Origin of the sequence: Streptomyces aurantiogriseus, from assembly GCF_014649375.1 — a bacterium.
Lineage (GTDB): Bacteria > Actinomycetota > Actinomycetes > Streptomycetales > Streptomycetaceae > Streptomyces > Streptomyces aurantiogriseus.
The window spans coordinates 60,077-87,052 of sequence record NZ_BMSX01000032.1; the positions used below are offsets into that span (position 1 = coordinate 60,077).

General features: G+C 71.7%; 20 protein-coding genes and 1 pseudogene. 12 read left to right on the forward strand and 9 right to left on the reverse strand.

The genetic code is table 11. From position 1 onward, the window contains the following. From IE263_RS42550 to IE263_RS42570, 5 genes are all read left to right on the forward strand, one after another. Positions 1-1,632: a CATRA conflict system CASPASE/TPR repeat-associated protein gene (locus IE263_RS42550; protein ID WP_189943491.1), complete on the forward strand. Its 1,632-nt coding sequence runs from the start codon at positions 1-3 to the stop codon at positions 1,630-1,632. A 159-nt stretch (positions 1,633-1,791) separates the two neighbouring features. Further along, on the forward strand, positions 1,792-2,295 hold the full coding sequence (locus IE263_RS42555; RefSeq protein WP_229911471.1) for a hypothetical protein: 504 nt from the start codon (positions 1,792-1,794) through the stop codon (positions 2,293-2,295). 88 nt (positions 2,296-2,383) lie between these two features. Beyond that, positions 2,384-3,097: a bleomycin resistance protein gene (locus IE263_RS42560; RefSeq protein WP_189943492.1), complete on the forward strand. Its 714-nt coding sequence runs from the start codon at positions 2,384-2,386 to the stop codon at positions 3,095-3,097. A 165-nt stretch (positions 3,098-3,262) separates the two neighbouring features. Continuing rightward, positions 3,263-5,347 carry a xanthine dehydrogenase family protein molybdopterin-binding subunit gene (locus tag IE263_RS42565; RefSeq protein WP_189943519.1) on the forward strand — a complete coding sequence of 695 codons (2,085 nt, stop codon included), beginning with the start codon at positions 3,263-3,265 and terminating at the stop codon, positions 5,345-5,347. Positions 5,348-5,436: 89 nt separating this feature from the next. Then, positions 5,437-5,892: a (2Fe-2S)-binding protein gene (locus IE263_RS42570; protein WP_189943493.1), complete on the forward strand. Its 456-nt coding sequence runs from the start codon at positions 5,437-5,439 to the stop codon at positions 5,890-5,892. 51 nt (positions 5,893-5,943) lie between these two features. Here IE263_RS42570 and IE263_RS42575 read toward each other — a convergent pair whose 3' ends face one another. Together IE263_RS42575 and IE263_RS42580 are read right to left on the reverse strand one after the other, a co-directional pair. After that, positions 5,944-7,416 carry a GntT/GntP/DsdX family permease gene (locus IE263_RS42575; protein WP_189943494.1) on the reverse strand — a complete coding sequence of 491 codons (1,473 nt, stop codon included), beginning with the start codon at positions 7,414-7,416 and terminating at the stop codon, positions 5,944-5,946. A 596-nt stretch (positions 7,417-8,012) separates the two neighbouring features. After that, positions 8,013-10,931, reverse strand: a complete 2,919-nt coding sequence (locus IE263_RS42580; RefSeq protein ID WP_373312271.1) for a glycosyl hydrolase 115 family protein — start codon at positions 10,929-10,931, stop codon at positions 8,013-8,015. 177 nt (positions 10,932-11,108) lie between these two features. Here IE263_RS42580 and IE263_RS42585 point away from each other — a divergent pair, with 177 nt between their 5' ends. The 4 genes from IE263_RS42585 (at position 11,109) to IE263_RS42600 (ending at position 16,454) form a co-directional block, all read left to right on the forward strand. Further along, positions 11,109-11,564, forward strand: a complete 456-nt coding sequence (locus tag IE263_RS42585; protein WP_189943496.1) for an RpiB/LacA/LacB family sugar-phosphate isomerase — start codon at positions 11,109-11,111, stop codon at positions 11,562-11,564. Between the two features lie 175 nt (positions 11,565-11,739). Then, a complete protein-coding gene (locus tag IE263_RS42590) occupies positions 11,740-14,124 on the forward strand; it encodes a phosphoketolase family protein (protein WP_189943497.1) in 2,385 nt (794 codons plus the stop codon). Positions 14,125-14,515: 391 nt separating this feature from the next. Beyond that, positions 14,516-14,944 carry a hypothetical protein gene (locus IE263_RS42595; RefSeq protein ID WP_189943498.1) on the forward strand — a complete coding sequence of 143 codons (429 nt, stop codon included), beginning with the start codon at positions 14,516-14,518 and terminating at the stop codon, positions 14,942-14,944. 487 nt (positions 14,945-15,431) lie between these two features. Beyond that, the gene (locus IE263_RS42600) at positions 15,432-16,454 is read left to right on the forward strand and encodes an ATP-grasp domain-containing protein (RefSeq protein WP_189943499.1); all 1,023 of its coding nucleotides are present in this window, start codon (positions 15,432-15,434) and stop codon (positions 16,452-16,454) included. Here IE263_RS42600 and IE263_RS42605 read toward each other — a convergent pair. Both IE263_RS42605 and IE263_RS42610 read right to left on the reverse strand, forming a co-directional pair. Then, positions 16,438-18,366, reverse strand: a complete 1,929-nt coding sequence (locus tag IE263_RS42605) for a PAS domain S-box protein (RefSeq protein ID WP_189943500.1) — start codon at positions 18,364-18,366, stop codon at positions 16,438-16,440. The genes IE263_RS42600 and IE263_RS42605 overlap by 17 nt on opposite strands. Before the next feature lie 83 nt (positions 18,367-18,449). Continuing rightward, positions 18,450-18,617 carry a hypothetical protein gene (locus tag IE263_RS42610; RefSeq protein WP_189943522.1) on the reverse strand — a complete coding sequence of 56 codons (168 nt, stop codon included), beginning with the start codon at positions 18,615-18,617 and terminating at the stop codon, positions 18,450-18,452. Between the two features lie 33 nt (positions 18,618-18,650). Here IE263_RS42610 and IE263_RS42615 point away from each other — a divergent pair, with 33 nt between their 5' ends. Continuing rightward, positions 18,651-19,511 (forward strand): fructosamine kinase family protein, encoded by an 861-nt coding sequence (locus IE263_RS42615; RefSeq protein ID WP_189943520.1) that lies wholly within the window; start codon positions 18,651-18,653, stop codon positions 19,509-19,511. A gap of 84 nt (positions 19,512-19,595) precedes the next feature. Here IE263_RS42615 and IE263_RS42620 read toward each other — a convergent pair whose 3' ends face one another. Together IE263_RS42620 and IE263_RS42625 are read right to left on the reverse strand one after the other, a co-directional pair. Then, the gene (locus IE263_RS42620; protein WP_189943501.1) at positions 19,596-19,946 is read right to left on the reverse strand and encodes a DUF8129 domain-containing protein; all 351 of its coding nucleotides are present in this window, start codon (positions 19,944-19,946) and stop codon (positions 19,596-19,598) included. A 64-nt stretch (positions 19,947-20,010) separates the two neighbouring features. Continuing rightward, the gene (locus IE263_RS42625; protein WP_189943502.1) at positions 20,011-20,376 is read right to left on the reverse strand and encodes a DUF6479 family protein; all 366 of its coding nucleotides are present in this window, start codon (positions 20,374-20,376) and stop codon (positions 20,011-20,013) included. A 140-nt stretch (positions 20,377-20,516) separates the two neighbouring features. Here IE263_RS42625 and IE263_RS42630 point away from each other — a divergent pair, with 140 nt between their 5' ends. Continuing rightward, a complete protein-coding gene (locus tag IE263_RS42630; RefSeq protein WP_189943503.1) occupies positions 20,517-20,891 on the forward strand; it encodes a four-helix bundle copper-binding protein in 375 nt (124 codons plus the stop codon). Between the two features lie 40 nt (positions 20,892-20,931). Here the strand turns inward: IE263_RS42630 and IE263_RS42635 are convergent, their stop codons facing one another. Further along, a complete protein-coding gene (locus tag IE263_RS42635) occupies positions 20,932-22,914 on the reverse strand; it encodes a PE-PGRS family protein (protein ID WP_189943504.1) in 1,983 nt (660 codons plus the stop codon). Between the two features lie 129 nt (positions 22,915-23,043). Between IE263_RS42635 and IE263_RS42640 the strand changes: the two genes are divergently transcribed. Next, positions 23,044-24,222 carry an acyl-CoA dehydrogenase family protein gene (locus tag IE263_RS42640; protein WP_189943505.1) on the forward strand — a complete coding sequence of 393 codons (1,179 nt, stop codon included), beginning with the start codon at positions 23,044-23,046 and terminating at the stop codon, positions 24,220-24,222. A 131-nt stretch (positions 24,223-24,353) separates the two neighbouring features. On the opposite strand, the gene IE263_RS49175 is transcribed toward IE263_RS42640, so the two are convergent. Together IE263_RS49175 and IE263_RS50220 are read right to left on the reverse strand one after the other, a co-directional pair. After that, positions 24,354-24,665: a hypothetical protein gene (locus tag IE263_RS49175; protein WP_229911472.1), complete on the reverse strand. Its 312-nt coding sequence runs from the start codon at positions 24,663-24,665 to the stop codon at positions 24,354-24,356. Between the two features lie 1,784 nt (positions 24,666-26,449). After that, a pseudogene (locus IE263_RS50220) lies at positions 26,450-26,935 on the reverse strand (TniQ family protein); the annotation flags it as partial. Between the last annotated feature and the right edge of the window lie 41 nt (positions 26,936-26,976).

Genomic DNA, 26,976 nt, shown 5'->3' on the forward strand with positions numbered 1-26,976 from the left:
GTGACCGGTCTCGTGCTGCACAGCCGGGCACTCCTCGTCCTGGCCGTCGCCGACCCCGAGGACCCGCGGGCCGTCGACGCGATCCGGCGGCTCTGGGAGAACTGCGAGCGCTTCGCCATGCGCGCCCCGCTGACGCGCCGGCACCTCGACGCCTCCTTCCCGACCCGGGAGGAGCTCGCCGAGGAAATCGCCCGCACCCGCGACGGCGGGACGCGGTTGATACGGGCCCGCGAACGACCCCGGGCACCGGACGCCGCCAAGCCCTCCGTGTACCAGGCGTTCCTGTTCGTCGAGCACGACGTGCTGGTGTTCTCGGCCCTGCTGGCCCCCGGCGAGGACGAGACCGACAGCTGGGCGGACCTGGACAGGCGGTGGTCGGAACACCTGGGACCGGTCCCCTCCGAACGGCTGCTCGGCCTGCACCACGTCCACACGGCACTCGCTGACGCCGTGACCTCCCCGTCCGCCGGAACCCGGGACGAAGACGGCGCCCTGGCGTCCGAAGAGGCCGCCACGGCTGCCGCCGCCCTGCTGGCCCGGGACATCCCCGGCCTACGGGACGGCCCTTGGCAGCGGCGATGGCAGCGCACGGCCGAGGGAGCGCTGGTCTGGCACACCGACCCGGGTGGGCGAGGCCGGGTTCCGGCACGGGACCGCCGTATCGCCGTGCTCGCGGCCACGGAGGCGGAGGGCTCGCTGGACGAGTGGCTCTGGCAGCCCGCCGACCGGTACACGCCGGCGCCGTTCGTGCGCTACCTGGTCCACGCGGGGAAGATGCGCCGTCAGATGGCCGCCTATCTCGAAGGCCGCGACATCGGCGAACTCCGGCACCGGCTGACCGCGCAGTGCGACCAACTCGCCGGGCTGCACCGGCAGTTCATCGAGCACGAGTCCGCCGCGCTCTTCGAGGAACTGCTCCGGTCCCAGGCCCTGTTGAAGAACCTTCAGGTCGGCGAGACCGGTCTGGTCCGCACCCTGACCCTGCGGCGTTCGGCGCTGCGCACCGTCGAGATCGCGCTGCACTCCATGGAAGAGGCCGTCGCCCTGCCCGCCGAGGTCAGGCCGTACTCCCTCTTCGACGCCGACCGCCGCGCGGGCGCCCGCTTCCGCCGCATGGTGGAGGACGACAGCGCCTATCTGAGCGATCTCCGGGAGCAGGTGAGCGAGACCGTCCGGATCACCGAGACGACGATCGTCAGCCGGCTCCACCGGCGGGAGCAGCGGCTGGCCCTGCTGCAGACGGCGTTCCTCGGGGCGCTGCTGATGGGACTGGCGGCCGTACAGGCACTGTCCTACCGCGTGCCGGCGCCCGGTTACCTGCAGGCGCCGCTCATCGCCTTCCTCTCCGTCCTCGCCCTGGCCCTGCCCCTGGCCGCCTCCCGCGTGGCGGCGGGCCGCGCCGCGCCCCCGCCCGTGTCCGGTCCCCTCGCCCGCGTCGACACGGCGGTCGTTCTCGCCCTCGGTGCGACGAGCGGCTGGCTCCTCACCACCGCGCTGCGGACGGTCACCGCCTCCGGGCCCGCACCGCCGTGGCTGTCCCTGACGGCAGCGTCCGCGGCTGTCATGGCGATCGCGGCCGGCGGCCGGTACCGCCGACGGTCACGGGAGGCACGGCGACGCAGCGCCCCGTGACGGGACCTCACGCGACTCGGGCCGAGGCACCCGGCTGCCCCGCGGGCCTCCGGCGACATGACGGCTGAACAGCAACTGCCGTTCGCCCGTACCCCTTGTCGTAGTCGTACGCCTCCGCCCCCTGCGGGCAGGCATCTTGGACCGGATACGGAGAGGCACGTGCCACACCAGTCGCAGCGAGGACGCATCGGCCGGACCCTGCCCACCACCCGCCGGATACGCGGCGCCGCGCTCGTCGCGAGCCTGGCCCTGTTGCCCCTGGTCGCGGCCTGCAGCGGCGGTGAGGAAGACGTTGCGATGAACAGCGATCCGGCGAAGATCTCCGCCGCCCCCGCGGCCGGTGTCGTGGCACCGGCGAAGGTCGAGGTGATCGCCGGTCTGACGGGCTGCAAGCCCAAGATCCGGATCGACGCGGACGAACTGCGCCAGGGCCTCTGCCACACGGAGAAGGTCGACTACCTCATCACCACCTTCCCCGAGGAGAAGTACAAGCAGGCCTGGCTGGACTCCGCCGCCGTCTACGGGGGCAAGTACCTGGTCGGCTCGCGGTGGGTCGTCAGCGCGAAGGAGCCGGAGATGCTGGAGCAGTTCCGCGCCAAGCTCGGCGGGACGATCCAGCAGCTCCGGGGCATCGGCCCGACCGCGGCCCCGAACGCGTCGTAACACCATGGGGCCCATGCAGCGCATGGGCCCCAAGCGCTGGGAGTCCGAAGACCACCCCACTCTAGTCAACTTTGACTAGAGTGGGGGTATGGGTGAGAAGACCATTCCGATCCTGCCGTGCAGGACTCTCCAACCGGTGCTCGACTTCTACACCGCCCTCGGGTTCGAGGTGACCTTCCAGCAGCGGAGCCCCAACCCGTACGCCGTGGTGCAACGGGGCGGCATCGAGCTGCAGTTCTTCGGGGTGAAGCGGTACGAGCCGGCCGAGTCGGTCAGCACGTGCTACGTCCTGACCGATGACGTCGACGGCCTCTACGAGGCGTTCCGGGCCGGGCTCAAGGCCGCCTACGGGAGGATCCCGACCCGAGGACTGCCACGCATCGGACCGCTGAAGGACATGTCCTACGGTGTACGGCAGTTCCTGATGACCGATCCCGGCGGCAACTGCGTCCGCGTAGGACAGCAGACGAGTGAGGACCTGCACCACCGGCCCGCACCCCAGGAGACCTTCGCGAAGGCCCTGCACCACGCCTCCCTCCTCGCGGACTCGAAGGAGGACCCGGCCGGCGCCGCCAAGGTCATCGACCGCGCGCTGGGCCTCGCGGACGAAAGGCCGACGCGCGTGCAACTGCTGCAACTCCTCGTGCTGCGGGCGGATGTCGCCGGGCGCCTCGGTGACGACGAGACGGCTGCGTCTGCGCTCGCGCAGGCCGCGGCGGTCCGCCTCACCGGCGAGGAGCGGGAGGCGGCCCGGGACACCCTCATGCGCCTGGAGGATGTGCAGGACAGCGCCCAGGCCTGAAGGTGTCTCCCCGGCGGACGCGGTGCCTGATTCCAGGGCGCGGTCGCCACGCTCCTTGCTCCCGCACGCAACCCTGAAGAGCGTTGACCCCTCATACCAGTCGAACCGAACAGGGAACTCGGAGAGGAGGGCCTGATGGCGCGTCAGCTGTCCCGCCGTAGGTTCATGGTGTACTCGCTCGCGGCGTCCACCCTGACCGTCGCGGCCCCCATCGGCTGCGACGCATCGTCCGCGGAAGGCGCCGAGGCCGCTCGGAGACCGTCCGACGTTCTGGTGAGCGGCGCGGACGAGGAGATGCTCGTCCTCGAAGTCACCGAGGCCAACAGGGTCGTCGTGCGGCTGCCGCGCGTCGAGGTCGGCCAGGGTGTCACCACCGCGGTCGCGATGATGATCGCGGAGGAGCTGGACGCCCGGCTCGCCGATGTCGACATCCCCCTGGCCGACGCCCGCACCGAGGGCAACCAGTTCACCGGCGGTTCGAGCTCGGTCCGTTCGCTGTACGGTCCGGCCCGCGAGCTGGCCGCCATGGCCCGCGCCAAGCTGGTGACCGCGGCCGCCCGGCGCTGGCGCCTGCCTGCGTGGACCCTGCGCACCTGGGGCACGAGGGTGATCGCGCCGGACGGGCGTACAGCCACCTTCGGGTCACTGACGGCGAGCGCCGCCCGGATCGACCGGCCGGCCGTGTCGAGCAGGCCCAAGCCGGCGTCCCGGCACCGGGTGATCGGGCGGCCGACGACCCGGATCGACGCCCGGGACATCGTCACCGGCAAGGCCACGTACGCCGGGGACCTGACGGTCGCCGGGGCCAAGCCGACCGTGGTGGCGCGGCCGCCGACGCTCGGGGGCAAGGTCGTGGCCGTCGACGACCGGGCGGCCCGCGCGATGCCGGGCGTCCACGCCGTCGTCAAGGTCGCCGGCGGGGTCGCCGTGGTGGCGGAGACCTTCCACCACGCGTTCCAGGCCCGGGACGCCCTCCGGATCACCTGGGCGCCGGGCCCCCTGGCGTCGCTCTCCGACGCCGCGATCCGCTCGCGACTGCGGGCCGCCGTCCCCGTGCCGGCCGCCCCGCCGCGCGGATCGGCGCAGGTGGAGGGCGAGTTCGAGTTCGCCTTCGTCAGCCACGCGCCGATGGAGGTGCTGACCGCGGTGGCGGACGTGCGGGCCGGTCGTGCGGAGATCTGGTTCTCCTCCCAGACGCCGATGGACGCGCGGGACACCATCGCCTCGGCGGTCGGGCTGCCCTCGTCGAAGGTGAGGGTCCATGTCCTGCGCGGCGGCGGCTCCTTCGGCCGGCGGCTGAACCACGACGCCGCGATCGAGGCGGCCCTCATCTCGAAAGCCGCGCGCCGGCCGGTCAAACTGATGTGGAGCCGCGCCGACGACATCCGGCACGGCAGGATGCGCCCGGCCAGCCACCACCGGATCCGCGCCAGCCACGCCCGGGGCAGGGTGGTCGCGTTCACCCACATGATGGCCTCCGTGAGCGAGTCGTACGAGGGGCAGCGACTGTCCGCCCAGGGCGGGGTGACCCCGGCCGCCGTACGCGCTGCCGCCCCGCTGCCCAGCGACAGCGGGCTGTACAACTTCGGCCCTGTCTCCGAGGACTCGGGCTCGGTCGAGCTGGCGATCCCCCTCGGCGCCTGGCGGTCGGTGGACTCCGGGACGATGCGGACCGCCGAGGAGATCGTCGTCGACGAGGTGGCCCGGAGCCTGGGCCAGGACCCCGTCGCCTTCCGGCGTACCACGCTCAGGAACAAGGCCGTCAGAGCCGTGCTCGACAAGGCCGCGGCCGCCGGAGACTGGGGCCGGACCCTGCCGACGGGGCAGGCGCAGGGTGTCGCCGTCCACGAGGAGTACGGCTCCTGTGTGGCCTGCCTGGTCGAGATCGACGCCACCGACCCGAAGAACCCCCGGGTGACCAAGGTGGTGATGGCGGCCGACGTCGGCACCGCCGTCAATCCGAGCGGACTCGAGGCCCAGCTCATGGGCACCGCGATCGACGGCATCTCCACCGTCCTCCAGGCCGGCCTCCACATCGACCGGGGCGCCGTCCGGGAGAGCAGCTACGCCGACTTCCGCTACGCCCGGCAGCGACACGCCCCCCTGCACTTCGAGGCGCACATCCTGCCCTCCCGAGGGGAGCCGGGCGGGGCGGGCGAACTCGGCGTCCCGGCCGCGGCCGGCGCCGTCGCCAACGCCTACGCGCGGGCCACCGGTACCAAGCCCCGCCGCTTCCCCCTCGACTTCTGAGACCGCGACTTCTCTGAGACCGCGACTTTCTGCGACCCCGACTTTCTGAGACCCCGACTTCTGACATCTCGACCTCCGAGAAGGTGCTGATGCCCTCCTACTCCTTCGTCCTCAACGGCAGACAGGTCACCGTCGAGGCACCGGCCGACATGCCCCTGCTGTGGGTGCTGCGGGACCTGCTGCACATCACCGGACCCAAGTACGGCTGCGGTGTCGGCGTCTGCCGCGCCTGCACGAGTCATCTCGACGGCGAGGAGATCCAGCCCTGTGTCGTCCCGGTCGCGGACTGCGCGGACCGCGAGATCACCACGATCGAAGGCCTGGCCGACGGCGACACGCTGCACCCGGTGCAGCAGGCCTGGCTCGACTGCGACGTCGCGCAGTGCGGCTTCTGCCAGCCGGGCCAGATCATGGCCGCGGTGGCCCTGCTGAAGAGGACGGACCGGCCGACCGACGCCGACATCGACCGCATCGAGAACGTGTGCCGCTGCGGTACGTACTCCCGGATCCGCGAAGCGATCAAGAAGGCCTCGGGGAGCGGGTGACGTCCGCAGCGGCAGCCGATGTCGAGCCGGAGGGGGCGTACGGCCGACGGCTCAGACCAACGGCCACAGGCAGGCCGTGAGCGCGAAGCCCATCAGCCCCATGGCGGTGGTCAGGACGGTCCACGTCCGCAGACCGGTCGGGACGTCGAGGCCGACGAGCCTGGTGAACATCCAGTAGCCGGCGTCGTTGATGTGCGAGACGGCCAGACCGCCCGCGCCCATCGCCAGCGCCACCAGCGACAGCTGACCGGTCGACAGCTCGGCGCGTTGCAGCAGCGGGGTGAGGATGCCGGCCGTGGTGATCAGCGCCACGGTCGTCGAGCCCAGGGCGGCGCGCAGCGCCAGCGCCGTCACGAAGGCCAGCGCCAGGGCGGGCAGCCCGCTCCGCTCCAGCACGTCGGCCACCGCGTCGCCGATGCCGCCGGCGATCAGCACCTTGCCGAGGACACCACCCGCGCCGGCCACCAGGATCACCATCGCGACGGAGGGCAGCGCCGAGCCCATCACCTCGGCGAGGTGCGCACGGCTCCAGCCGCGCCGGGCACCCAGGAAGTACGCGCACAGGGCGAGGTCGATCAGCAGGGCCACCATCGGGGCACCGAGGACCGTGAGGACGGCGCGGAGCGGGGAGCCGTCGGCGAGCAGGTTCTGGCCGAGGGTGCCCAGGAGGATCAGCAGGATCGGGGTGACGATCAGCGTCAGCACCATGCCGAGCGACGGCGGCCGGATCCCGGTGGCCGTGGCGGCCGGTCTGGAGAGGACGGCGGTACGGTGACCGTCGCCGACGGCAGCGGGCGACGCGGTGAGGTCCGGCGCGGCGTCATTGGTGCCTGCAGTGCCGGTGCCCCCGCCGTCCGGGCCCGGCTCCTGGTCGCCGTACACCTCGGCGTACACGGCGGGATCCATCGGGTACGCGCGGCGAGTGAGGCGGCGTGCGACGAGGTGGCCCATCAGGACGACGACCGCGGTGAGCGGGATGCCCATCAGCAGGACGAGCCCCTGACTGGCGCCGATCGCCTCGACGGCGGCCACCGCTCCGGGGTGCGGCGGCAGGAAGGCGTGCACGGTGAGCATCGCGGCGCCCATCGGCAGCGCGTACACCAGCAGCGGCCTGCGGGAGGCGCGGGCCACGCCGTACGCGATGGGCATCAGGATGATCAGCCCGACCTCGAAGAACACCGGGATGCCGAGGACGAAACCGGCGACCGTCAGTGCCAGCGGGGTGCGCTTGCCGCCGAACCTGTCGATGAGGGCGTGCGCGAACGCGTGGGCTCCGCCGGAGACTTCGATGATGCGGCCGATCATCGCGCCCAGGGCGATGATGGTCGCGATGTGGCCCAGCGTGGCCCCCATGCCCTCCTCCACGGTCTTCACGACATCGGCCGCCGGCACGCCCGCGGCCAGCGCGACGCCGACACTGACGACGACGAGGGCGACGAAGGGCTGGACCTTTGCCCTGAGGATGAGCAGGAGCAGGGCCGCGACACCGGCGACCGCGATGACCAGGAGCGTGTCGTCGCTCATCCTCGCCCTCCCGCCGACTGCTTCGGGGACGGCGCGCGCCGTCCGGTGGTTGTGCCGTGGACGACGACGGGGCGTGCACCGGCCGGTCGCCGGGCCATGGGCAGGCCCATGGCACCGAGACCGACCGCGGCGGTGCGGGGACGGGGAGACATCCTTGTCCTCCTGAGGGAAGGCCGGGGGGAGGGGAACCCGGGCGGGGGAGCGCGCGTGTTCGCCGTGGGGCCAGGGTGCCGAGCCGGACGCAGGACCTTCGCTGTCCCACATCGGATGTCACTCGGTCGGAGGACAGGCGGTCGACGAGGTCCAGGGCGCGGCCGTCACCGCCCCGCGGGCGGCCCCGCCGCAGCTCCGCGTTGACGTCACCCTCGGCGACGCCGCGGGCGAGGACGCCCACGCAGCTTCTCGCCGCGGAGACCGCTCGCACCGCGCGGCACATGCGGCACCAGCGGCACGGGCACGGCCGCGTGGATCGCCGCGAGCCGGCGGCGGGCGCCTGGTACTCCTCGCGCAGCAGCCGGGCGGAGACGCCCAACGAGGCGTCAAGCCCGCCGCCGTGAGGTAGGAGGGAATCTCCCGGCTTCAGCCGGGAGAGCACTTCAAACGTCCGGTGTGTCCACACCCTCCACGGCAGCAGGCTCGGGACGGAACACCGAGTGGTAGCTCTCCGGCGGCGCCAGATACGCCGTGGGCAGTCCGCCCGTGTCGATGACGATCTGGTCGACGGCGATCGCGGGGTCGGCCATGAACAGCCGCAGGACGTGCTCGCCCGGTTCGGTGACGGTCACCGTCGCGGTCAGTTTCTCGACGCCCTCCTCCACGTTGCGGGCCCAGGCGTCACCCCGGTTGCCGGTGGCGACGGCCTGTCCGGACAGGACGGTGACCGGCTGGTCGTCGAGCGCGAGTGCCAGGCGGCGGTGACCGCGTTCGTCCAGGGACGGCAGCCGGAAGACGGTGACGGGGAAGGTCCCGGTGCCGGTGAAGCGCACCCGGTACCTCAACTCCGGTGCCCGCGTGGCGAAGTCGCCGGTCACCGCAGCCGCCGTCGAGGGCACCGCCTCCACGGCGGCCGTACGACGGCCCAGCCCGCGCACGGTCCGCCAGCGGGCCCCGCCACGCGCCACCCGGCGGTCGGCGTGCACGGCGTCGATCGACACGTACCCGTGCGCCTCGACGAACCCGCGCGCCCGCCGGCGCGCCCGCTCCCCGTCGTTGCGCACCCGCAGCGGCACCTCGATCCGCTGCCCGGCACCGCTGACGGTGACCGTCGCATCCCACGCCCCCTCGGGCACGCGCGCCCAGTCGATCCCCACCCACAGCCGTGTCTGCTCGGTCAGGGAGCCGCCGGCCGCGCTCAGCACGACCCAGGGATGGCTGGCCTCCGCAGCCCAGTCCACCGCCAGGAAGCCGGTGTTGAAGACGTCCACGAAGCGGCGGTCGCGGGAGTAGGAGGAGAACGACAGCGGCCGTGCCGTACCGGTCTCGTTGCCCTCGGCCGCCACTCCCAGCCCGGACGTCTCCTGCCGGGGAAGCCGCGTGACGGTCGGGCGGCCCGGCGCCTTCGGGATCTGCGAGGGGTACGGGTTGACGATCCCGTCCCATTTCCCGCCCGCCACCTGGGTGTTGTACCGCTGGGTGATCGCCAGTTCCTCGGCGTGCGCGGCGTGGGCCAGGTCCGCGAAACGGTTCGTGCCCGCGCCGCGTCCCTGACGCACGGCGAGCGCGTTGCGGTCCGCCCAGTAGTACTTCAGGTTCATCAAGTAGGCGCCGTGCACCGGGTATTCGACCAGTTCGAAGAAGGCGTCCCGATACGCCTCCGGCACCTTGGCCCCCACGGCCCGTGCCCGCTCCAGCAGCCGGTCGTACGCGGCCAGCCGTCGCCCCGCCTCGTCGCCGTGGTGGACGACGGAGAAGATCCCGCGGTCGATGAACTCCGGGCGTCTTTCGGCTGCCAGGCGGTAGTACTTGGTGCGGATCTCGGCGATCTCCCGGGCGTGGCGGCGCCCGAACTGCCGCCCGGCCCACTCGGCCAGGAAGTCCTCGACGTCGTCGGCGTGCCAACGGTCCACGTCCCAGGCCATGTCCATGCAGAAGGACAGCCCGGTCTCGATCGACTTGACGTCCCCCACGTTGAAGATCCACATACGGTCGGCGCCGTGCTCGTACACCCGCCGCAACTCCTGCCAGACCTTCGCCAGCTGGGTGGTGTCCAGCCACAGGTAGCTACGGGGCCGGCCCCAGTAGGAGAGGTGGTAGTAGATACCGTTGCCGCCCGCCCGGGCGCGCTCCGCCGCGTCGGGCAGCTGGCGCATGTTGCCGTGGTTGTCGTCGGGCCAGATCAGCGTCACGTCCTCGGGCACCCGGACGCCCGCGTTGTACAGCTCCAGGACCTCCTTGTACGGGATGAAGATCTGCGGCTCGGCGGCGGCACCCACCTCCTCGGCCAGGATCCGGCGCTGGTCGGCGATGATGTCGTTCATCACCGCGACCTTCTCCGGGATCGTGGTGGCGTACTTGGTCTCCAGCGCGCTGTCGTGCAGCCCGCGCATACCGAGGGTCCAGCTGCTCTCGTACGCGGCGTTCTGCCGGGCCCTGGCTCTCCAGTAGTCGGAGATGACACCGGGGTTCACCGTGTAGTCGTACACCGGCACACTTCCGTCCGCGCCGCGGTGCTCCTCCGCCCAGGGCGCCCACTCGTGGACGCCGTTGCGCAGCAGGGCCTCGGGGTGGCTGGAGCCGACGACGATGCCGTAGCGCTCGGCGAGTTCGGGGTTCTCGCGGTGCTTGTTGAAGAAGTCGGAGTACGGATGCATGGCCGGCCAGAGGTAGTTGGCCTTCAGCCGGAGCAGCAGCTCGAAGATCCGCTCGTACGTCCTCGGGCCGATGTTCTTGTCCGGTTCCTGGGTGCGGTGGGACCAAGTGGTCAGGTTCTGCTCGTCGTTGACGAACACGCCGCGGTAACGGACGGAGGGTTCGTACCGCTTGAGGGGGCCGGCCGGCACCGTCACGGTGTCGCGGTGCTCGACCGGGACGTCGGCCCACCAGTACCAGGGGGAGACCCCGATGCGCTCGGAGGTGTCGTAGACGCCGTAGACCGTGCCGCGCCGGTCGCTGCCCGCGATCACCAGGGCGCGGTCCACGCCGGGCAGCGGACGGTCCACGACCTGGGTCACCGACGCCTCCCAGCGGCCTTTCACCCGTGAGACGTCCAGGCGGCCCTGCGCGACGAGCCGGTCGACGACATCGCTCGCGCCGATCGTGCCCACCACGACCAGTCCGGCGGCCCGCTCCGGCAGCGTGTGCCGCAGGGCCGGCCGGACCCCGCCGACGCGTTCGACGTCCGCCTGGAGATCGCCGGCCGCGCGGACCACGGCGGCGTCGTCCGCAGCGTCCACGAACACGTCGACCGCGACGCCGTCGCGCACCAGCGCGAAGTCGCCGGCACGGTCCGCCGACGCGGCTCGGGCCTCCGAGGACAGTACGCCGGGGAGGAGCGGGGTCAGCCCGACGGCCGTCATCCCCCTGAGGAACGCCTTGCGGGTCCACCCCTGCGACGGGTCCTGCGGTGCGGTGTGCGGCATGAGTAGCGCCCCTTTCCCCGGGGAAGAACATGGCATGGGCATGTTAGAAAGCGCTTTCTCGGGCACCTTAAGGCGGCTGCGGGCGTGGCGTCCAGAAGCAGTAGGCTCCGAGGTATGCGGATCTCCGTCTCCTCCGACATGGACGAACCCGTGGCCCGTGCCCTCGTCGCGGAGCTGCGCGATCGCGGCCACGACGTCGTGACGCACGGCGCGCTGCACCCCGGTGCCGACCCGCAGTGGGCGGTGTGCTCGGAGGCGGCGGCCCGGGACGTGGCCGAGGGGACCGCGGAGCAGGCGGTGGTGTGCTGCTGGACCGGCACGGGCGCGTCGATCGCCGCGAACAAGGTGCCCGGTGTCCGCGCGGCCCTGTGCACCGACGCCTACACGGCCGACGGCGCCCGCCGCTGGAACGACGCCAACGTCCTCGCGCTCAGCCTGCGCCTGACCTCCGAGCCGCTGCTCAGGGAGATCCTCGACGCCTGGTTCGGAGGCGAGGTCAGTGAGGACGCCGAGGACCGGCAGAACGTACGCCACATCGACCGGCTCGACCAGGGCCGGACGGGTTCCTGACGGCTTCCCGACGGATTCCCGAGAGGTTCCGACCGGGGCCCAGGGAGCCGCAGGGCCGTTTCCCCTCCGCCGGATGGGCCGATCGGCCCTGGCGGGTACCCGGCGGCCGGGAGAGGGTGGGGAGGTACGGACGGCATGCACCTCCCGCCGAAGCCGAACCGGAAGGGAACCCGAGATGTCCGTCGACACCCGGCAGACGTCCGCCCGGCTCAACGACGACGAGCTGAGGACACTGGACGCCCACTGGCGCGCCGCGAACTACCTGTCCGTAGGCCAGATCTACCTCATGGCCAACCCCCTGCTCACCGAGCCGCTGCGCCCGGAGCACGTCAAACCGCGGCTGCTCGGTCACTGGGGCACCTCGCCCGGGCTCAACCTCGTGTACACGCACCTCAACCGTGTCATCCGGACCCGCGATCTGAACGCCCTGTGCGTCTGGGGCCCCGGCCACGGCGGCCCCGCCGTGGTCGCCAACTCCTGGCTGGAGGGCTCGTACACCGAGACCTACCCGGACGTCACCCGGGACGCGGCCGGTATGGCCCGCCTGTTCAAACAGTTCTCCTTCCCCGGCGGAGTCCCCAGCCACGTCGCCCCCGAGACACCCGGCTCGATCCACGAGGGCGGCGAACTCGGCTATTCCCTCTCCCACGCCTACGGCGCCGCCTACGACAACCCCGACCTGCTGGTCGCCTGCGTGATCGGGGACGGCGAGGCCGAGACCGGGCCGCTGGCCGCGTCCTGGCACTCCAACAAGTTCCTCGACCCCGTCCACGACGGCGCCGTCCTGCCGATCCTCCACCTCAACGGCTACAAGATCGCCAACCCGACGGTCCTCGCCCGGATCCCCGAGCCCGAACTGGACGAACTGCTGCGCGGCTACGGCCACGACCCCATCCACGTCACCGGCGACGACCCGGCCGCCGTCCACCGCGCGATGGCCGAGGCGCTGGACACCGCCCTGGACCGCATCGCCGACCTCCAGCGCGCCGCCCGCGAGGACGGCGCCGGCGAACGCCCCCGCTGGCCGGTGATCGTCCTGCGTACCCCGAAGGGCTGGACCGGCCCGGCCCAGGTGGACGGCCTGCCCGTGGAGGGCACCTGGCGTTCCCACCAGGTGCCGCTGGCCGCCGTCCGGGACAACCCCGAGCACCTGCGCCGGCTGGAGGCGTGGCTGCGTTCCTACCGGCCCGAGGAACTCTTCGACGAGCACGGCAGCCCGCGCCTCGATGTCCTGGCCTGGATCCCCGACGGCACCCGCCGCCTCGGCGCCACCCCGCACGCCAACGGCGGACTCCTGCTGCGCGAACTCCCCCTGCCCGCCCTGGAGACGTACGCCGTCGAAGTCGACAAGCCCGGCGCCACCCTGCACGAACCCACCGGCGTCCTGGGCCAGTTGCTGGAGGACGTCATGCGGTCCACCGCCGAGCGGCGCGACTTCCGGCTCGTCGGCCCCGACGAGACCGCCTCCAACCGCCTCCAGGCCGTCTACGGCGCCAGTGGCAAGGCCTGGCAGGCGCAGACCCTCCAGGTCGACGAACACCTGGACCGGCACGGCCGGGTGATGGAGATCCTCTCCGAACACACCTGCCAGGGCTGGCTGGAGGGCTATCTGCTGACCGGCCGGCACGGATTGTTCTCCTGCTACGAGGCGTTCGTGCACATCGTCGACTCGATGGTCAACCAGCACATCAAGTGGCTACGCGTCACCCGCCGACTGCCCTGGCGCGCCCCCATCGCCTCCCTCAACTACCTGCTGACGTCCCACGTCTGGCGCCAGGACCACAACGGCTTCTCCCACCAGGACCCCGGCTTCGTCGACCACATCCTCAACAAGAGCCCGGAGGCGGTACGGGTCTATCTGCCGCCGGACGCCAACACCCTGCTGTCGGTGGCCGACCACGCCCTGCGCAGCCGCGACTACGTCAACGTGATCGTGGCCGGCAAGCAGCCCTGCTTCGACTGGCTGACCCTGGACCAGGCCCGCGTCCACTGCGCACGCGGCGCCGGCGTGTGGGAGTGGGCCGGCACCGAGGACGGCACCCGGGAACCCGACGTCGTCCTCGCCTGCGCGGGCGACGTCCCCACCCAGGAGGTGCTCGCGGCCGCCCAGCTGCTCCGCACCCACCTCCCGGAGGTCAGCGTCCGCGTCGTCAACGTCGTCGACATCGCCCGCCTGATGCCGAGCGGGGAACACCCGCACGGGATGAGCGACTTCGAGTACGACGGCCTGTTCACCGCCGACAAGCCGGTCGTCTTCGCCTACCACGGCTACCCGTGGCTGATCCACCGCCTCGCCTACCGCCGCACCGGCCACGCCCATCTGCACGTACGCGGCTACAAGGAGATCGGCACCACCACCACGCCCTTCGACATGGTCGTCCGCAACGACCTCGACCGCTACCGCCTCGTCATGGACGTCATCGACCGCGTCCCCGGCCTCGCGGTGCGCGCCGCTTCCGTGCGCCAGCGGATGGAGGACGCGCGACTGCGCCACCACGACTGGATCCGCGTCCACGGCACCGACCTTCCCGAGGTCGCCGACTGGACCTGGGACGGCTGAAGGAGCCGCCAGTTCCTCCGTCCCGTTCGGCGCATTTCGATGGCCCGCACGGGTGATAACTCGGATCGATCGCGAAAACGGTGCGGTACCTGCGGAATTGCTGCTTCCGAGAGAGACCGTTGCGCCTGTCGAGAGCGGAAGGCTTCCATCTGGTCCTGCATGACTCCCGCGGGCTGTTCACCGGGCACCGCCCAGGCGCAGGTTCGCGATGACGGCATGCCGGCAGAAAGCTTCCCCAGGCGTCTGCGGATTTCTCGTACTCACAGAAAGGGAAGCAAGCGTGACATTCGGACTCAGGGCCCCATGGCGTCTCGACGGCCCGTCCAAGAGCTTCACTTGGCCCGCGAGAGGTCTGTGGGCAGCGGCCGGATCCGTGATCGCCGGGGTTCTCATGGCCTCACCCGCGGCCGCCGCAGGCACACCGGTCCCGCCGAACACGACGAACTCGGCGACCGCGGCAACAGGCGCCAAGGGGCTCAGCGCCCTCGATCTGAGGAAGGATCAGAAGATCGTGCGGGCCGTCGTGAGAGACGACGGTACTCTCGTCGCCGGACAGAGCTTCGGCGCCTCGTCGGCGACCAGGGTCGAGAACCCCGTCGGCACCTATCAGGTCTGCTTCGACGTACCGGTCACCAACGGTACCTACGTCGCAAGCATCGGAATTCCCGGCAACAGCGGGGTGTCGGCACCCGGTGAGATCACCGTCGTGGGCCGGGCCGGCACCGACAACTGTCTGTACATTCAGACGTTCGACTCGACAGGGGTGCTGGCAGACCGCAGCTTCCACGTGGTCGTGGTGTACACCAAGAAGCGTGACTGAACAGGAACTCGGGGAGTACTCCTGATCCGGCGGGCCGGCCAACGTGCGTGCACAGGCACAGCAGTTGGCCGGCCCGCCGGCTTCTTGTGCTTCCAGAACACGGTGACGGTCTCGCTCGGCGGCACCGCGCACCGGGCCGGCCGACCGCAGGGCCTCGGGCAGGGCGCACGGACGGGGGCGGACGGCGCAGGGGAAGGGGCAGGGGGCCGTTGGGCGTGCGCCCTGGTACGGCCGCCCGCCCGACGCCTACAGTGTTCCGCCCAGCCCTGCGGCGCGGATCCGGCGGGGCGAGTCCCACCACTGACGTGGTCACCGGCCGTCCCGGCCCGGCCCTCGCCCGGACCCGGCCCGGCCCGCACACCGGCGCGGCTTCCAGGGCGACGGCTGCGACGACCACCCGCGCGACAGGCACCACCCCGTGACGCCGTTCGGGCCGCGCAGCCGGGTGCCCGGTCCGGGCGCGCGTCGAGAGCCACTGGAGGCCGCTGTGTCCCGACCGTGCATCGCCCTGATCGCCGACCCCACGTCGCCCGAAGGCTGCCGGGAGTACCTCGCCGAGGCGGTGGAACTGCTCACCGGCACACCGCCCGTCCGCATCGACTCCCGGCACTTCGCGACCGGCGGCACCGGCCGCGGCGTCCGCGACGGAGGCCGCTTACGGCTCCAAGTTCCGCAAGAAGAACTGGACTTGGTGCCCGACATCGTCGTCCTCTACGAGATCCCGCCGCACCGCCGTCGCTCCCTCGCCGCCTTCCAGGACGTCCTGGAACGCCATGACGTGGTCACCCTCGGCACCGGCACGGAGGCCTGGCGCACGGCGACGGAGAAGAACCTGACCGTCGAACGCTTCCGCCGGGACGGCATCGCCCAGATGGAGACCGTCGTGCTGTCCCGGCCCTCCGCGCGCGAGGCTGCCGACGCCTTCGAGCGGCTCGGCCACGACACCTGGGCCCGCCCGGTCGTCGGCACCGGCGGCAACGACACCTTCCACGTCACCACCCCGGCCCAACTGGAGGACGCCACCGCCTACTACGCCAAGCACGGCACCGACTGGATGCTCTCCCGCGACGCGGGCAACGTCACCGCCGACGGACTACGCCACCAGTTCCGCGTCTTCGTCCTCGGCGGCCGCGTCGTGCACGCCCGCGAGCACCTCCAGCCCGAGCCCGACGCCCCCTGCAACACCTGCCAGGGCGCCACCGCCGTCCACATCGCCCCGCCGGACCTGCCGCCCCGTCTCGCCGAACTGGCGGTCGCCGCCACCGCGTCGGTGGGGCTGCCCTTCGCCGGGGTCGACCTGGCCGTGGAGAACGGCGGGGTCGTCTTCGAGGTCAACGTCCAGCCCGCCTTCGTCGACGGCGAAGTCGAGGTCGACGCGGTGGCCGTGCCGTACATCCAGGCACATCTGGACGCCCACGCCCTGGCGCGGGGCGCCCGCGGCACGGCCCGGCCGCCGCACGTGTCCGAGTCGATCGGTACGGGCCGCGAGGGTTTCACAACCTCAGCGTGAACCACGTCGTCTTGCCCTCGTCCGTCGGCCGCACGCCCCAGCTGTCGGCGAGGGCACGGACCAGGAGCAGACCGCGCCCGGACTCCTCTTCCTCCTCCGCCCGGCGCGGCTGCGGCAGCTGAGGGCTGCGGTCGCCGACCTCGACCGTGAGGTCGGTGGCCGTGCGGTGCAGATGCAGCGCGATCGGGCCCTCGCCGTGCTGGACGGCGTTGGTCAGCGTCTCCGACAGCAGCAGGAGGGCGTCGTCGGCGCGGTCCGCGCAGTGCCATGAGGTGAGCGCCTTGTGCAGGAAGGCGCGGCCCTCCGGGACGGAGGAGGGGACGGCCGGGAGGTCGGTGGTGACGGCCGCGAGCGGCGCGGCGGGCAGCTGGGCCAGCAGCAGGGTCACGTCGTCGTTGTGGCTCTCGGGGTCCGGCAGCAGGCCCGCCAGCACCTGGTCCGCCGCGGTCTCCAGAGACGGCGTGCCGGTGAAGAGGCCGTCCAGGAGGCCGGTGAGTTCATCGATGCGCATCTCGATGTCGGCGTCCGGCGTCTCGATGAGACCGTCCGTGTAGAGCACCAGGGTGGACCCCGGCGGTATCTCCGAACTGGACTGCTCGTACAGGATGTCCCCCACGCCGAGGGGCGCGTTGACCGGGCTGGCGAGGGCGCGGACGCCGTCGCCGGCACCGGCCACCAGGACCGGCAGATGGCCGGCCGAGCAGACGGTCACCGTGCCCGCGTCGGGGGCGATCACCAGGTAGCAGCAGGTGACGAGCTGGTCCGGTACGTCGAGGTCGGCGACGCAGGTGTCGAGCGCCCGCATCAGCTGCCGCGGCTGCATGCCGGTCTTCGCCAGGGCGTGCGCGGCCGAGCGCAACTGGCCCATCACGGCGGCGGCCTCGAGGCCGCGGCCCATCACGTCACCGATCAGCACGCCCACCCGGTCGGCGCCCAGCGGGATCAGGTCGAACCAGTCGCCGCCCACACCGGCGCCCTGGGTGGCGGGCCGGTAGCGGCTGGCGGTGGCCAGGCCGGGCAGCGCGGGCGGGGTGCCCATCAGGCTGCGCTGCAGGGTGAGCGCGATGTGCCGCTGCTGCTCGTACAGGGCGGTGAGCTCGGCCTCCGCGCGCTTGCGGTCGCTGATGTCCCGCACGATCGCGCACGCCCCGACCACCGTGCCGTGCGTGTCCCGGGTCGGCCACAGCGTGACGTCCACGTCCAGCAGGGCCCCGGTCCTGGTGACCCGCAACGTCTCGAAGTGCTCGACCTTACGGCCGCGCCGCAGCCGCTTGAGCAGTGCCCGCACGTCGCCGCGCAGCTCCGGCGGGGCCAGCAGGGAGACGTGCCGGCCGATGGCCTCCTCGGCGGTGTAGCCGTACAGGCGCTGCGCGGCCGCGTTCCAGTAGGTGATGCAGCCGTCGAGGGTGTGGGCGAGGATCGCGTCCTGCGAGGACTCCACCAGCGCGGCCAGCTCGTTGATCCGGGCCTCGGCCGCCTTCCGGTCGCTGACGTCCCGGACGGCCGCCGACACCAGCAGGCCCTCCGCCGTCTCCAGCGGGCTCAGACTGATCTCGACGGGGAACTCCGTGCCGTCCTTGCGCAGCCCGTGCAGTTCGAGCCCGGCACCCATGGGCCGGACCTGCCGGTTGGCCGCGTAACCGCCGCGGTGCGCGGTGTGCTGGCCACGGAAGCGGTGCGGGATCAGCAACTCGACCGGGTGGCCGAGCAGTTCCTCGCGGTCGTAGCCGAACAGGGCCTCCGTCTGGGCGTTGACGAGCCTGATCACGCCGGTGTCGTCGACGATGACCATCGCGTCCGGCGCCGCCTCCAGCAGCCCACGGAACCGCTCCTCGGCGCCGCCCTCCCGCGCGGGGGCGCGGCAGCCGCACCGTTGTCGTGCCGCCGGTTCCGCCTGCACCAAGTCGGCCATGTTCCACCTCACTTTGCGCGACGATTCAGGCCATCACAGCGCCTTCACACCGTCTCCGCTCCGTGATGTCGCTTACTGACCGTTCACGCCCGAACCTGGCCATCCGGCAGGCGAACCCAGTCGTTCACCACCAGCGCCGGTGTCCGCGCCGTCAGGACCTCGCCGCGGAAGAATGCCGGGCCGCGCCGCCGCATCGCCACCATGCGGCCCACGCCGAGCAGCAGCAGTCTGACGCCGGCAGCGCCTCGCATCGACTGCGTCGCCGTACCCTGGGCGCCGTGTACATGCCTGACGCACCCGGCGCGGTCGCGGCCCGCCTCACCGGAACGGCCGCGGTCCGCGAGCGCCCGCTGTCCGCAAGCCTGGCCGAGGTCGCTCTCGACGACGGGCGCACGGTGATGGTCAAACGCGGTGACGGCACGGGCGCGGTGCGCGCCGAGGCGGCCGGGCTGCGCTGGCTGGCCGAGGCCGGCGCGGTCCACATCCCGTCCGTGCACGGGCACGACGAACGCTGGCTGGTGACCGACCGGGTGCCGACGGGCCGGCCGAGCCCGGAAACCGCCCGCCGGTTCGGCCGCGACCTGGCCGCCCTGCACTGCGCCGGGGCGCCCGCCTTCGGCGCTCCACCGCCGGGCGGCCCCCGGGACGCCTTCATCGGGCTCGCCCCCATGCGCAACGCCGACGGCGACGACTGGCCCGGCTGGTACGCCGAACACCGGGTGCTGCCGTACCTGCGGACGGCGGTCGACGACGGCGCGATACGCCCCGCCGAGACAGCCGTCGTCGAGCAGGTCTGCGAACGCCTGCCCGACCTCGCCGGTCCCGCCGAGCCACCCGCGCGACTCCACGGCGACCTCTGGACCGGCAACGTCCTGTGGGGCGAGGACGGGCACGCCTGGATCATCGACCCGGCCGCGCACGGCGGACACCGCGAGACCGACCTCGCGATGCTGGAGCTCTTCGGCTGCCCCCACCTGGAGGAGGTGCTGGACGGCTACCAGGAGGCGGCACCGCTCGCCGACGGCCGGCCCGACCGCGTCGGACTGCACCAGCTCTTCCCGCTCCTCGTCCACGCGGTCCTGTTCGGCCGGACCTACGCCGAGCAGGCGCTGTCGGTGGCCGCGCGAGCCCTGCGGAACTGCTGAAGAGGGCCCGGGCGGGTGGCCCGGGCCCTCTGTGTCCTTCGCCGATCGAGGCGCGCGAGGGACGCGCGCCCGGCCGGGGAACCGCTACATCCGGTCCCCCTTCGGCTTGCCCCGCTGGTCCGGGGTGCCGTGCGGCGGCGGACTGTGGGGCTGCGGTGAGGTCGCCGGCGACACCGGGGAGCCCGTGTGCCGCTGGGACTGCTCCGGACGCAGGGCTCCCGGATCGCCCGAGGTCGGTTCGGCGCCCGCCTCCAACTGCTCCAGCCGGGACGTCAGCAGCTCGGTGACCGGAAGCCGGTCGGCATGCGTCCGCTCGTAGGCGAGCAGCTCCTCCACCTCCCCGGCCGTGAGCGACCGTACACGGCTCTCCAGGCCGCCGATGGGCAGGTGGTCGTAGTCGGGCAGGGGCAGGGTGCTGCGGCCGTTGTCGGCCATGGGGTCTCACTTCCGTTCGCAGGTGGCCTCGAGCGGTATCCGCGCGCGGGGCGCGGCGGCCCGCTCAGTGGGCGCCCAGACCTCCCCCGCCGAACGAGCCGCTGCTGCCCCGGCTCCAGCGCGGCCGCGTCTTGGACGCGCTCGTCCGGGTCTGCATGTTGGTCAGTTCGTACGGGGTGAGAGCGCGGCCGTCCTTCGGCATGACGGGTACCTCGTCGGGCTCCCGGTTCTCCCGGACCTCGTGCACCGGTCCGTCCGGGGGCAGGTGCGGCTGCTCGTCGGGGCGCGGCCGGGGCGGCTCGCGCAGTTTGATACGCGCGCCCAGCCAGAAGCTGCCGGCCAACAGGGCCACGACGGCGATGCCGACCACGAACATGCCCAGGCTGAGCAGGCCGCTCGACGCGGCCAGCTGCATGCTTGCGGTAGTCATAACAGGCGAATACCCCTGCAACCGGTCATGAACCGCCCGGTGGCGCCGGTCGCTCTGCGTGCGCACGGCGTCGCGGGCGGCGGCCGAAGCGGAGCGCAGGACCTGGTTTGACGCGGCCGGGCCCGGGCTACCCGCGCTGTGTGACTTCGACGACATCCCAACAGGAACTCTTCCGGTTCCTGGAGGACCGCTTCGCCTGTGCCCAGGCGTGCACCGAGTGTGCGCGTGCCTGTGCGACGCGCGCGAGCCTCGTGGATCCGGACGGGACGGAACTGCAGGAACTCGTCCGACGCAAGGGCATCATGTGCGCGGAGGTGTGCGACGCGACCTGCCGTGTGCTGTCCGAGAACAACCGGATGGACGAGACCGGCATCCGCGTCCAGCTCGAGTGGTGCCGGACCGTCTGCCTGGAGTGCGCGCACGTCTTCGACAAGTACCCGGGCGCCGAGGAGAGCGCGGCCGCGTGCCGAGCGTGCGCCCAGGCCTGCTCCGACTTCATGGCGACGCTCGGCTAGGGCCTGTCCGGCGTGATCCGCCGGACAGGCGCTGGGCGCCTCAGCCGACCCCCCGGGTGCTCGCCTCGTCCAGGATCCGGCGCATGACCGCGACGGGCAGCGCCGGATGCCGGGCCGCGTCCTCCGCCGTCTCGATGTCCCGCAGCAGGGCCACCAGGACCCGCGCGGGCAACTTCGAGTGCCGGGCGGCTGCGTACCGGACCCGGCTGTGCGGGTCGCTGAGCAGCCGTACCGCCGAGGCGGCCGACAGCCGGGGGTCGCTCGCGGCCCGCTCTCTGACCTCCTCGCTCGGGTCCCGGCCGAACCGCTCCACGAGCTCGGCCGTCGAGTCCGGGTCGTCCAGGGCCAGCCGGCGCATCCGGGGGCTGGGGTCGTCGGCGTACCGGAGCAGATCGCGGCGGGGGAAGCTGGGGTGGCCGTGCGGCCGGTCGGGATGGCTGAAGCTGCCGGTCCACCACCGCCACACCGACAGGAGCAGCTCGGGGGGCGCGTCCTCGCACGACTCGGCCAGGAAGAGGTGCACGACCCGGTCCTCGTCCCGGGCCAGCCGCTCGACCACGTCCGCCGGCAGCCGCCGGGCACGGGCGACGCTCCGGCGGACGGCGGGGTGGGCGGAGACGGCCAGGCGGCGCATGGCGTCCGGGTCGCCGTGGAGGGCCGTGACCCAGTCGAGGTCGTGCCGCATGTGCGCGTCGTCGCGCGGGAAGTCGACGCGGGCGCGTTCCTCCTCGGTGAGAGCCGGGTGCACCGACGCCTGGAAACGAACCCTCTCGTCGGGGTCCTCGGCGAGGCGCAGGACCAGGTCCGTGTCCAGGTGCGGATTGCGCACGACGGAACGCCGTCCCTCCGGGTCCTGCTCACGGACCAGCCGCTCGGCGAGGTCGCGCCGCAGCCGGCAGCCCTCCACCGCGCGGACCGGCAAGCCCTCGGCCTCGAACACGGACAGCGGCATCGGACGCTCCTCATGGTGCCGGAGCAGCGCGGCCCTACGGACCGTGCCGTCCGGGTCGGCGAGCAGCTCCTCGCGTGCCCGCTGGTCCAGATGCGGCCAGGCCGCCCCGCAGGCCGCGGCCCGCACGGAGGCCTGGGAGTCGCCGGCCAGGGCCACCAGAAGGGCCGCGGGCACGCCCGGGAACCGGGCGATCTCCTCCCGGACCAGGGCGGAGGGGTCGGCCGCGAGCCGCTCACAGGCGGAGACGGGGAGTTCGGTCCGCCGGTACCAGGCCGCCCAGACGAGGGACATCCGGCGCCGGGAGTCTTCCTCGGCCAGAATCAGCCGCACCCACTGCTCCGGTGTGACGTTCGGCTGGTGCTCGGCCAGCCTCCCCCGCACGTTCCAGTCCGGGTGGACGAGGGCCGCCTCCACGACCGCCGTCGGCTGGGGGCGGTACAGCAGGGGGCCCGACAGGCCCAGCAGGCCGATGCGTATGTCGTCCGGGGCGGCCGGGTTGCCGCCGAGACCGTTCGCCCACAGCGCGCGCAGCCTCTCCGGCGTCTCCGGTCCCTCGAACAGCGACCGCCATGCTGCCGCCCGCTCCCGCGGGGTCTCCTCGGCCGCCGCCGCGGCCTCCGCCTCGATGCGCTCCGTGATCCGGTCGACCACGGTGATCCGGACGACGCCGTCCTGGTCGGCGGTCACGCCGAGTACGGTGTCCTCGCCGACCGGCATCGCGACGAACTCCGGCTGCGGACCGGGTCGTTCACCCAGCACACCGGCGAGGTCCCAGCCGGCGGTCAGCCGCACCCGCGTCCAGCTCCTCGGCCGGCAGCTCGGCCTGTCGCCCTCCACGTCGATGAGGAACGTCCCGTCCTCGCCGAACAGACCGTTCTCGGCCGCGAGCCGGTGCCACTGCGCGTTGACCTCGTCGGCCCGGTCCCCCCGTACGGTCACCAGGGGCGCGGCCTCCCCGGAGGTGATCCGGCGCCAGGCCGCCCGGGCCGGGAGCACCTCCTCGGTCCGCCAGTGCTCCGCGGGCTCCAGACCGGCCCGCCGCAGCAGCTCCTTGAGCTCTTCTCCCGTCACGGGAGGTCATCCTGCCCCACCCGGGTCCGCCCTTCCCCGGCCTCTTCCCTCCCCGCCATTCCCAATTTCTGCAACACGTTCTACGGTGTGCGCCGTCAGGACACCGGCCTTGGGAAGCCAGGAGGCGCCGTGCACCTCGACCACACACCCGAGCAGCTGCGACTGCGCACCGAACTACGCGCCTACTTCGCCGAGTTGGTGCCGGACAACGCCTACGCCCGGCACGCCGACCCCGTCGGCGCGAAACGCTTCTACCGCCGGACCATCCGCCGCCTCGGCGCCGACGGCTGGCTCGGCGTCGGCTGGCCCCAGGAGTACGGCGGCCGCGGTCTGACCCCGACCGAGCAGTTCGTCTTCTTCGACGAGGCCGCCCAGGCCGGCGTCCCGCTGCCACTGATGGCGCTCAACACCGTCGGCCCGACGATCATGCGCTACGGCACGGACGAGCAGAAGGCGTACTTCCTGCCGAGGATCCTCTCCGGCGAGATCGACTTCGCCATCGGCTACAGCGAACCCGACGCGGGCACCGACCTGGCCGCGCTGAAGACGCGCGCGGTGCGCGACGGCGAGGAGTACGTCGTCAACGGCCAGAAGATCTGGACCACCAACGGCGACACCGCCGACTGGGTCTGGCTCGCGGTCCGCACCGACCCCGAGGCCCCACCGCACAAGGGCATCACCATGCTGCTCGTGCCGACCACCGACCCCGGCTACTCCTGCACCGTCATCCGCACCCTCGCCTCCCACGACACCACCGCCAGCTACTACGAGAACGTCCGCGTCCCCGTCTCCCACCGAGTCGGCGCCGAGAACCAGGGCTGGCGGCTGATCACGAACCAGCTCAACCACGAGCGCGTGACCCTCGCTGCCCACGGCACCATGGCCATCCGCGCCCTGCACGACGTCCAGTGCTGGGCGATGGAGACCAAGCTCGCCGACGGCCGCAGGGTGGTCGACCTGCCGTGGGTGCGCCGCCGGCTCGCGCAGACCCATGTGAAGCTCGACGCGCTCAAACTCCTCAACTGGCAGATGGTGGGCGCCCTCCAGAACGGCACCCTCACCCCGCAGGACGCCTCGGCCGTGAAGGTCTACGGCTCCGAGGCCCGCCGGGACGCCTACGCCTGGCTGCTGGAGGTCGTGGCGGCGCCGGGCGCACTCCAGGAGGGCTCGGCGGGCGCCGTCCTGCACGGCGAACTCGAACGCGGCTACCGCTCCGCCGTGATCTTCACCTTCGGCGGCGGCAACAACGAGATCCAGCGGGAGATCATCTCGTGGATCGGGCTGGGGATGCCGCGGGTGCGGCGCTAGTGTGACTGTGACGAGGCTCTTTAGTAGGCACAAAAGCGGGATAGTTGGCACTGAGCGGAGCGCTTGGCCTGACGCACGATGGGCTTGGCTTGTTAGTGTCCTAGCCCCGCTGACCTGCTTATTGGTCAGGGTCAGCGCAACTGGGCCGTGCGGCGAGTACGGGTCTCTTCCTCGACGATCGCGCGCACGGAGACACACAGGGGCCGATTCTGGTCGCAGGCTGCCGCGAGTTGCGTCGCATAGAGGCTGAGGCGTTGGCGCAGGCGGAATCGTTCGCCGCGGCCGATGTCGGCTTCGTGGAGTGCGCTGGTGCGGGAGGTGAGCAGTCGGGCGTCTCCTCTGCCGCGCTCCTTCTTGACGATGGGGCAGTGCGGGGCTTCGGCCCGTGTGACATCGCTCCAGACGATGATCGAGGCGATGCGGGGATTTGCCGTGGTACGCATGTGCGTGAGTCCAGGCAACTCTTCGAAGAGGCGGGACCAGTGGGTGGCGCCCATACTCCAACGTGCCATTCTGCGGCGTCGGTTGGCATAGTTGGTCCGGTGGGCCGAGGCGACGAGTCGCTCGGCGACTTGATCGACAGCTCGGGTGAAGGCCGGCCCCAGTCGGTTCTCGGTAAGTCGGCGGCCCAGCGCGTTGCGCGTGTATCTCCCCACGCCGTTGCCGACGTCCAACACTTCCGCACACTCCGGCCACGTGAGCCCTGTGACCAGTTCGGCGAGGCGGAGCGACGCTCCGCGGCGGATAAGGCGGTCGTCGCGGTACGTGGCGTCGGGGAGTTGAGTTCTGAGGTCGGTGAAGTGGTCCGAGAACCAGTCGAGAGGAAGGTACGGCGGGACTTCATCGACGGTGATGCCGGCGGAGCGCCGGCATCACGGCGACGTATGCCAGGCGGGCCTCGCTCTGCTGGGGTGCGGAGCTGGTTGATCGACGCGACCAGGCGCTGGGTGCTGCAGCCCGATTCCCTCAGGGCGCTGAGCACGGGGCTGTGAAGGTGATCGCCCTGAGTGACATGAGTCCAGATCAGCACGGTCGCGGTGTCACAGGTGGGGGAGGTAGCCCCCTGGCCGAACTGCACGAGATCGCGGCACAGTTCGGCCCAGTCACCAGCCGGAACCTGCCAGGACGAAAGAAGCTCCCGGCGTCGCCCGTAGTGAACACGACCCGTGCCCCAGTCCAATTGGCTGGCCACACCTTCGACGGACCGCTCAAAGTCCGACCACAGATGCCGTGAATTCAACTCCTGCCGGATGACTTTGAGGGACTGCTGCGCGGTGTTCCACGGGATGCGGAGAGTCTTCGCGCAATCGGGCCAGGTGCCACCGCCACTCATCTCCGCGAGCTTGAGCGCTGAAACGCGCCGCAGGTGCCGCACCTTCCAGTCGGTGTGGTGCGCCCAGTGGGACAACAGGTCGTCGAAGTGGGCGGAGAGCCACTCCTGCGGCAGAAGAGCAGGCACATGCTCGATTCGGAAGCGGCTCTGGCGTGAGGGAAGGCGCTGCCGCGCGTGCCGGTGGCCACCGGCACGGTAGAAACCCTGCGTATGGCATAGCAGGGCACGTGCCATCGCAGGGGAGACGTCCACGCGTCGCAAAGAGGCGCCGATGTTGGCCGGACTACGGCTGAAGGCGGACGCAGCGAGCGGCCGGACGTGATCGGTCATCCCGGCGTTATCGCGTTCCTCGTGACTGAGGAGGTTGTCGGCGGCAACGAGCACCGCCGCGCACTCCGCTGGGTCCTCGGGGGCATCCCAGGCGATGGCTATGCGTCCGTCGGGCCCAGGGGTGGAGCGGCGAGCGGCAGCGGAGGAAACGTGGCGGTCGATCAGATCAGCCAGCGACGTCGAGGAAGCGTATCGCGCACCGTCTGGCCAGCTGATCCGGATCAGATGTGCAGCGACGATCAGATCGGGAAAAAAGTAGCGATTCGAGCCCGACTGGCCTGCACTGATGGTGGATGGCCCACACACCAGACGCTGATCGATGCGGTGCTGCAGGGCAAGAAGAATGGACAGGTCGGCTTCGGGCACACGCGCGCCCTGGCGGTCGTGGTCCAGGCGGGCAGCGCAGGAAGCCGGAGCACCGTGCACATCAGGCACAAGTCGCCTGCATTGAGCCGGGTGCAACCCGCTAGTGGTGCGGTGTGTGATCAACCCTTGACGCTCTGTATTCGTCGGCCGATTTGGCGTACCCCCACAACTCGGGCACGTGTGGGAGAGGAAGGTGCGGTGCCTGACACAGGCATACGAGACGGGAAGATGCCAGCGCAGTTTCCAGGGACCGCCATAGAGAGTCTGGACGGGACTTCCGTCCCCGGAAAGACAGGCGGCACAGTATTGACTGGAAATGCTGGCAGCCCACGACTTCCGCGCGGCCGTGGTGTTGCGGCTGCCGTCGATCCGAATGGATGCCAGGGGCGGGTAGACGGCAGCAAGGGACGACATCGTCAGTGCGTTGGCCTCCTCCACGTTCAAGCGGGTGGCTGCGGCGAATGACCCGATCCGGTCGGCGGGCAGGGAGATCAGGTACTTACCCGGGAGCCGATTTTGACGGGGCATCAGTCCGCACAAGCGTGCAGCCCTGGCGGGTGAGCGCTCCATGCGGTATGCCAGCCGCAGGAGCAGGCCGGGCAGTGATTCCTCGGGGAGCGGACTGAGGGCGCGGGCCAGCGGGCGAACGGTCATCGAGCCGCGGCCAACCGGTGCGTGATGCATGGCCCGACATGAGTTCCACACGGGACGGGAATATCGGCATT

Excerpts from the sequence above, each read along its gene's own strand:
- IE263_RS42560 (WP_189943492.1), top strand. The coding sequence starts at position 2,384 with ATGGGTGAGAAGACCATTCCGATCCTGCCGTGCAGGACTCTCCAACCG.
- IE263_RS42565 (WP_189943519.1), top strand. The coding sequence starts at position 3,263 with ATGGTGTACTCGCTCGCGGCGTCCACCCTGACCGTCGCGGCCCCCATC.
- IE263_RS42570 (WP_189943493.1), top strand. The coding sequence starts at position 5,437 with ATGCCCTCCTACTCCTTCGTCCTCAACGGCAGACAGGTCACCGTCGAG.
- IE263_RS42575 (WP_189943494.1), bottom strand. The coding sequence starts at position 7,416 with ATGAGCGACGACACGCTCCTGGTCATCGCGGTCGCCGGTGTCGCGGCC.
- IE263_RS42580 (WP_373312271.1), bottom strand. The coding sequence starts at position 10,931 with ATGACGGCCGTCGGGCTGACCCCGCTCCTCCCCGGCGTACTGTCCTCG.
- IE263_RS42585 (WP_189943496.1), top strand. The coding sequence starts at position 11,109 with ATGCGGATCTCCGTCTCCTCCGACATGGACGAACCCGTGGCCCGTGCC.
- IE263_RS42590 (WP_189943497.1), top strand. The coding sequence starts at position 11,740 with ATGTCCGTCGACACCCGGCAGACGTCCGCCCGGCTCAACGACGACGAG.
- IE263_RS42595 (WP_189943498.1), top strand. The coding sequence starts at position 14,516 with ATGGCCTCACCCGCGGCCGCCGCAGGCACACCGGTCCCGCCGAACACG.
- IE263_RS42605 (WP_189943500.1), bottom strand. The coding sequence starts at position 18,366 with ATGGCCGACTTGGTGCAGGCGGAACCGGCGGCACGACAACGGTGCGGC.
- IE263_RS42610 (WP_189943522.1), bottom strand. The coding sequence starts at position 18,617 with ATGCGAGGCGCTGCCGGCGTCAGACTGCTGCTGCTCGGCGTGGGCCGC.
- IE263_RS42615 (WP_189943520.1), top strand. The coding sequence starts at position 18,651 with ATGCCTGACGCACCCGGCGCGGTCGCGGCCCGCCTCACCGGAACGGCC.
- IE263_RS42620 (WP_189943501.1), bottom strand. The coding sequence starts at position 19,946 with ATGGCCGACAACGGCCGCAGCACCCTGCCCCTGCCCGACTACGACCAC.
- IE263_RS42625 (WP_189943502.1), bottom strand. The coding sequence starts at position 20,376 with ATGACTACCGCAAGCATGCAGCTGGCCGCGTCGAGCGGCCTGCTCAGC.
- IE263_RS49175 (WP_229911472.1), bottom strand. The coding sequence starts at position 24,665 with ATGCGTACCACGGCAAATCCCCGCATCGCCTCGATCATCGTCTGGAGC.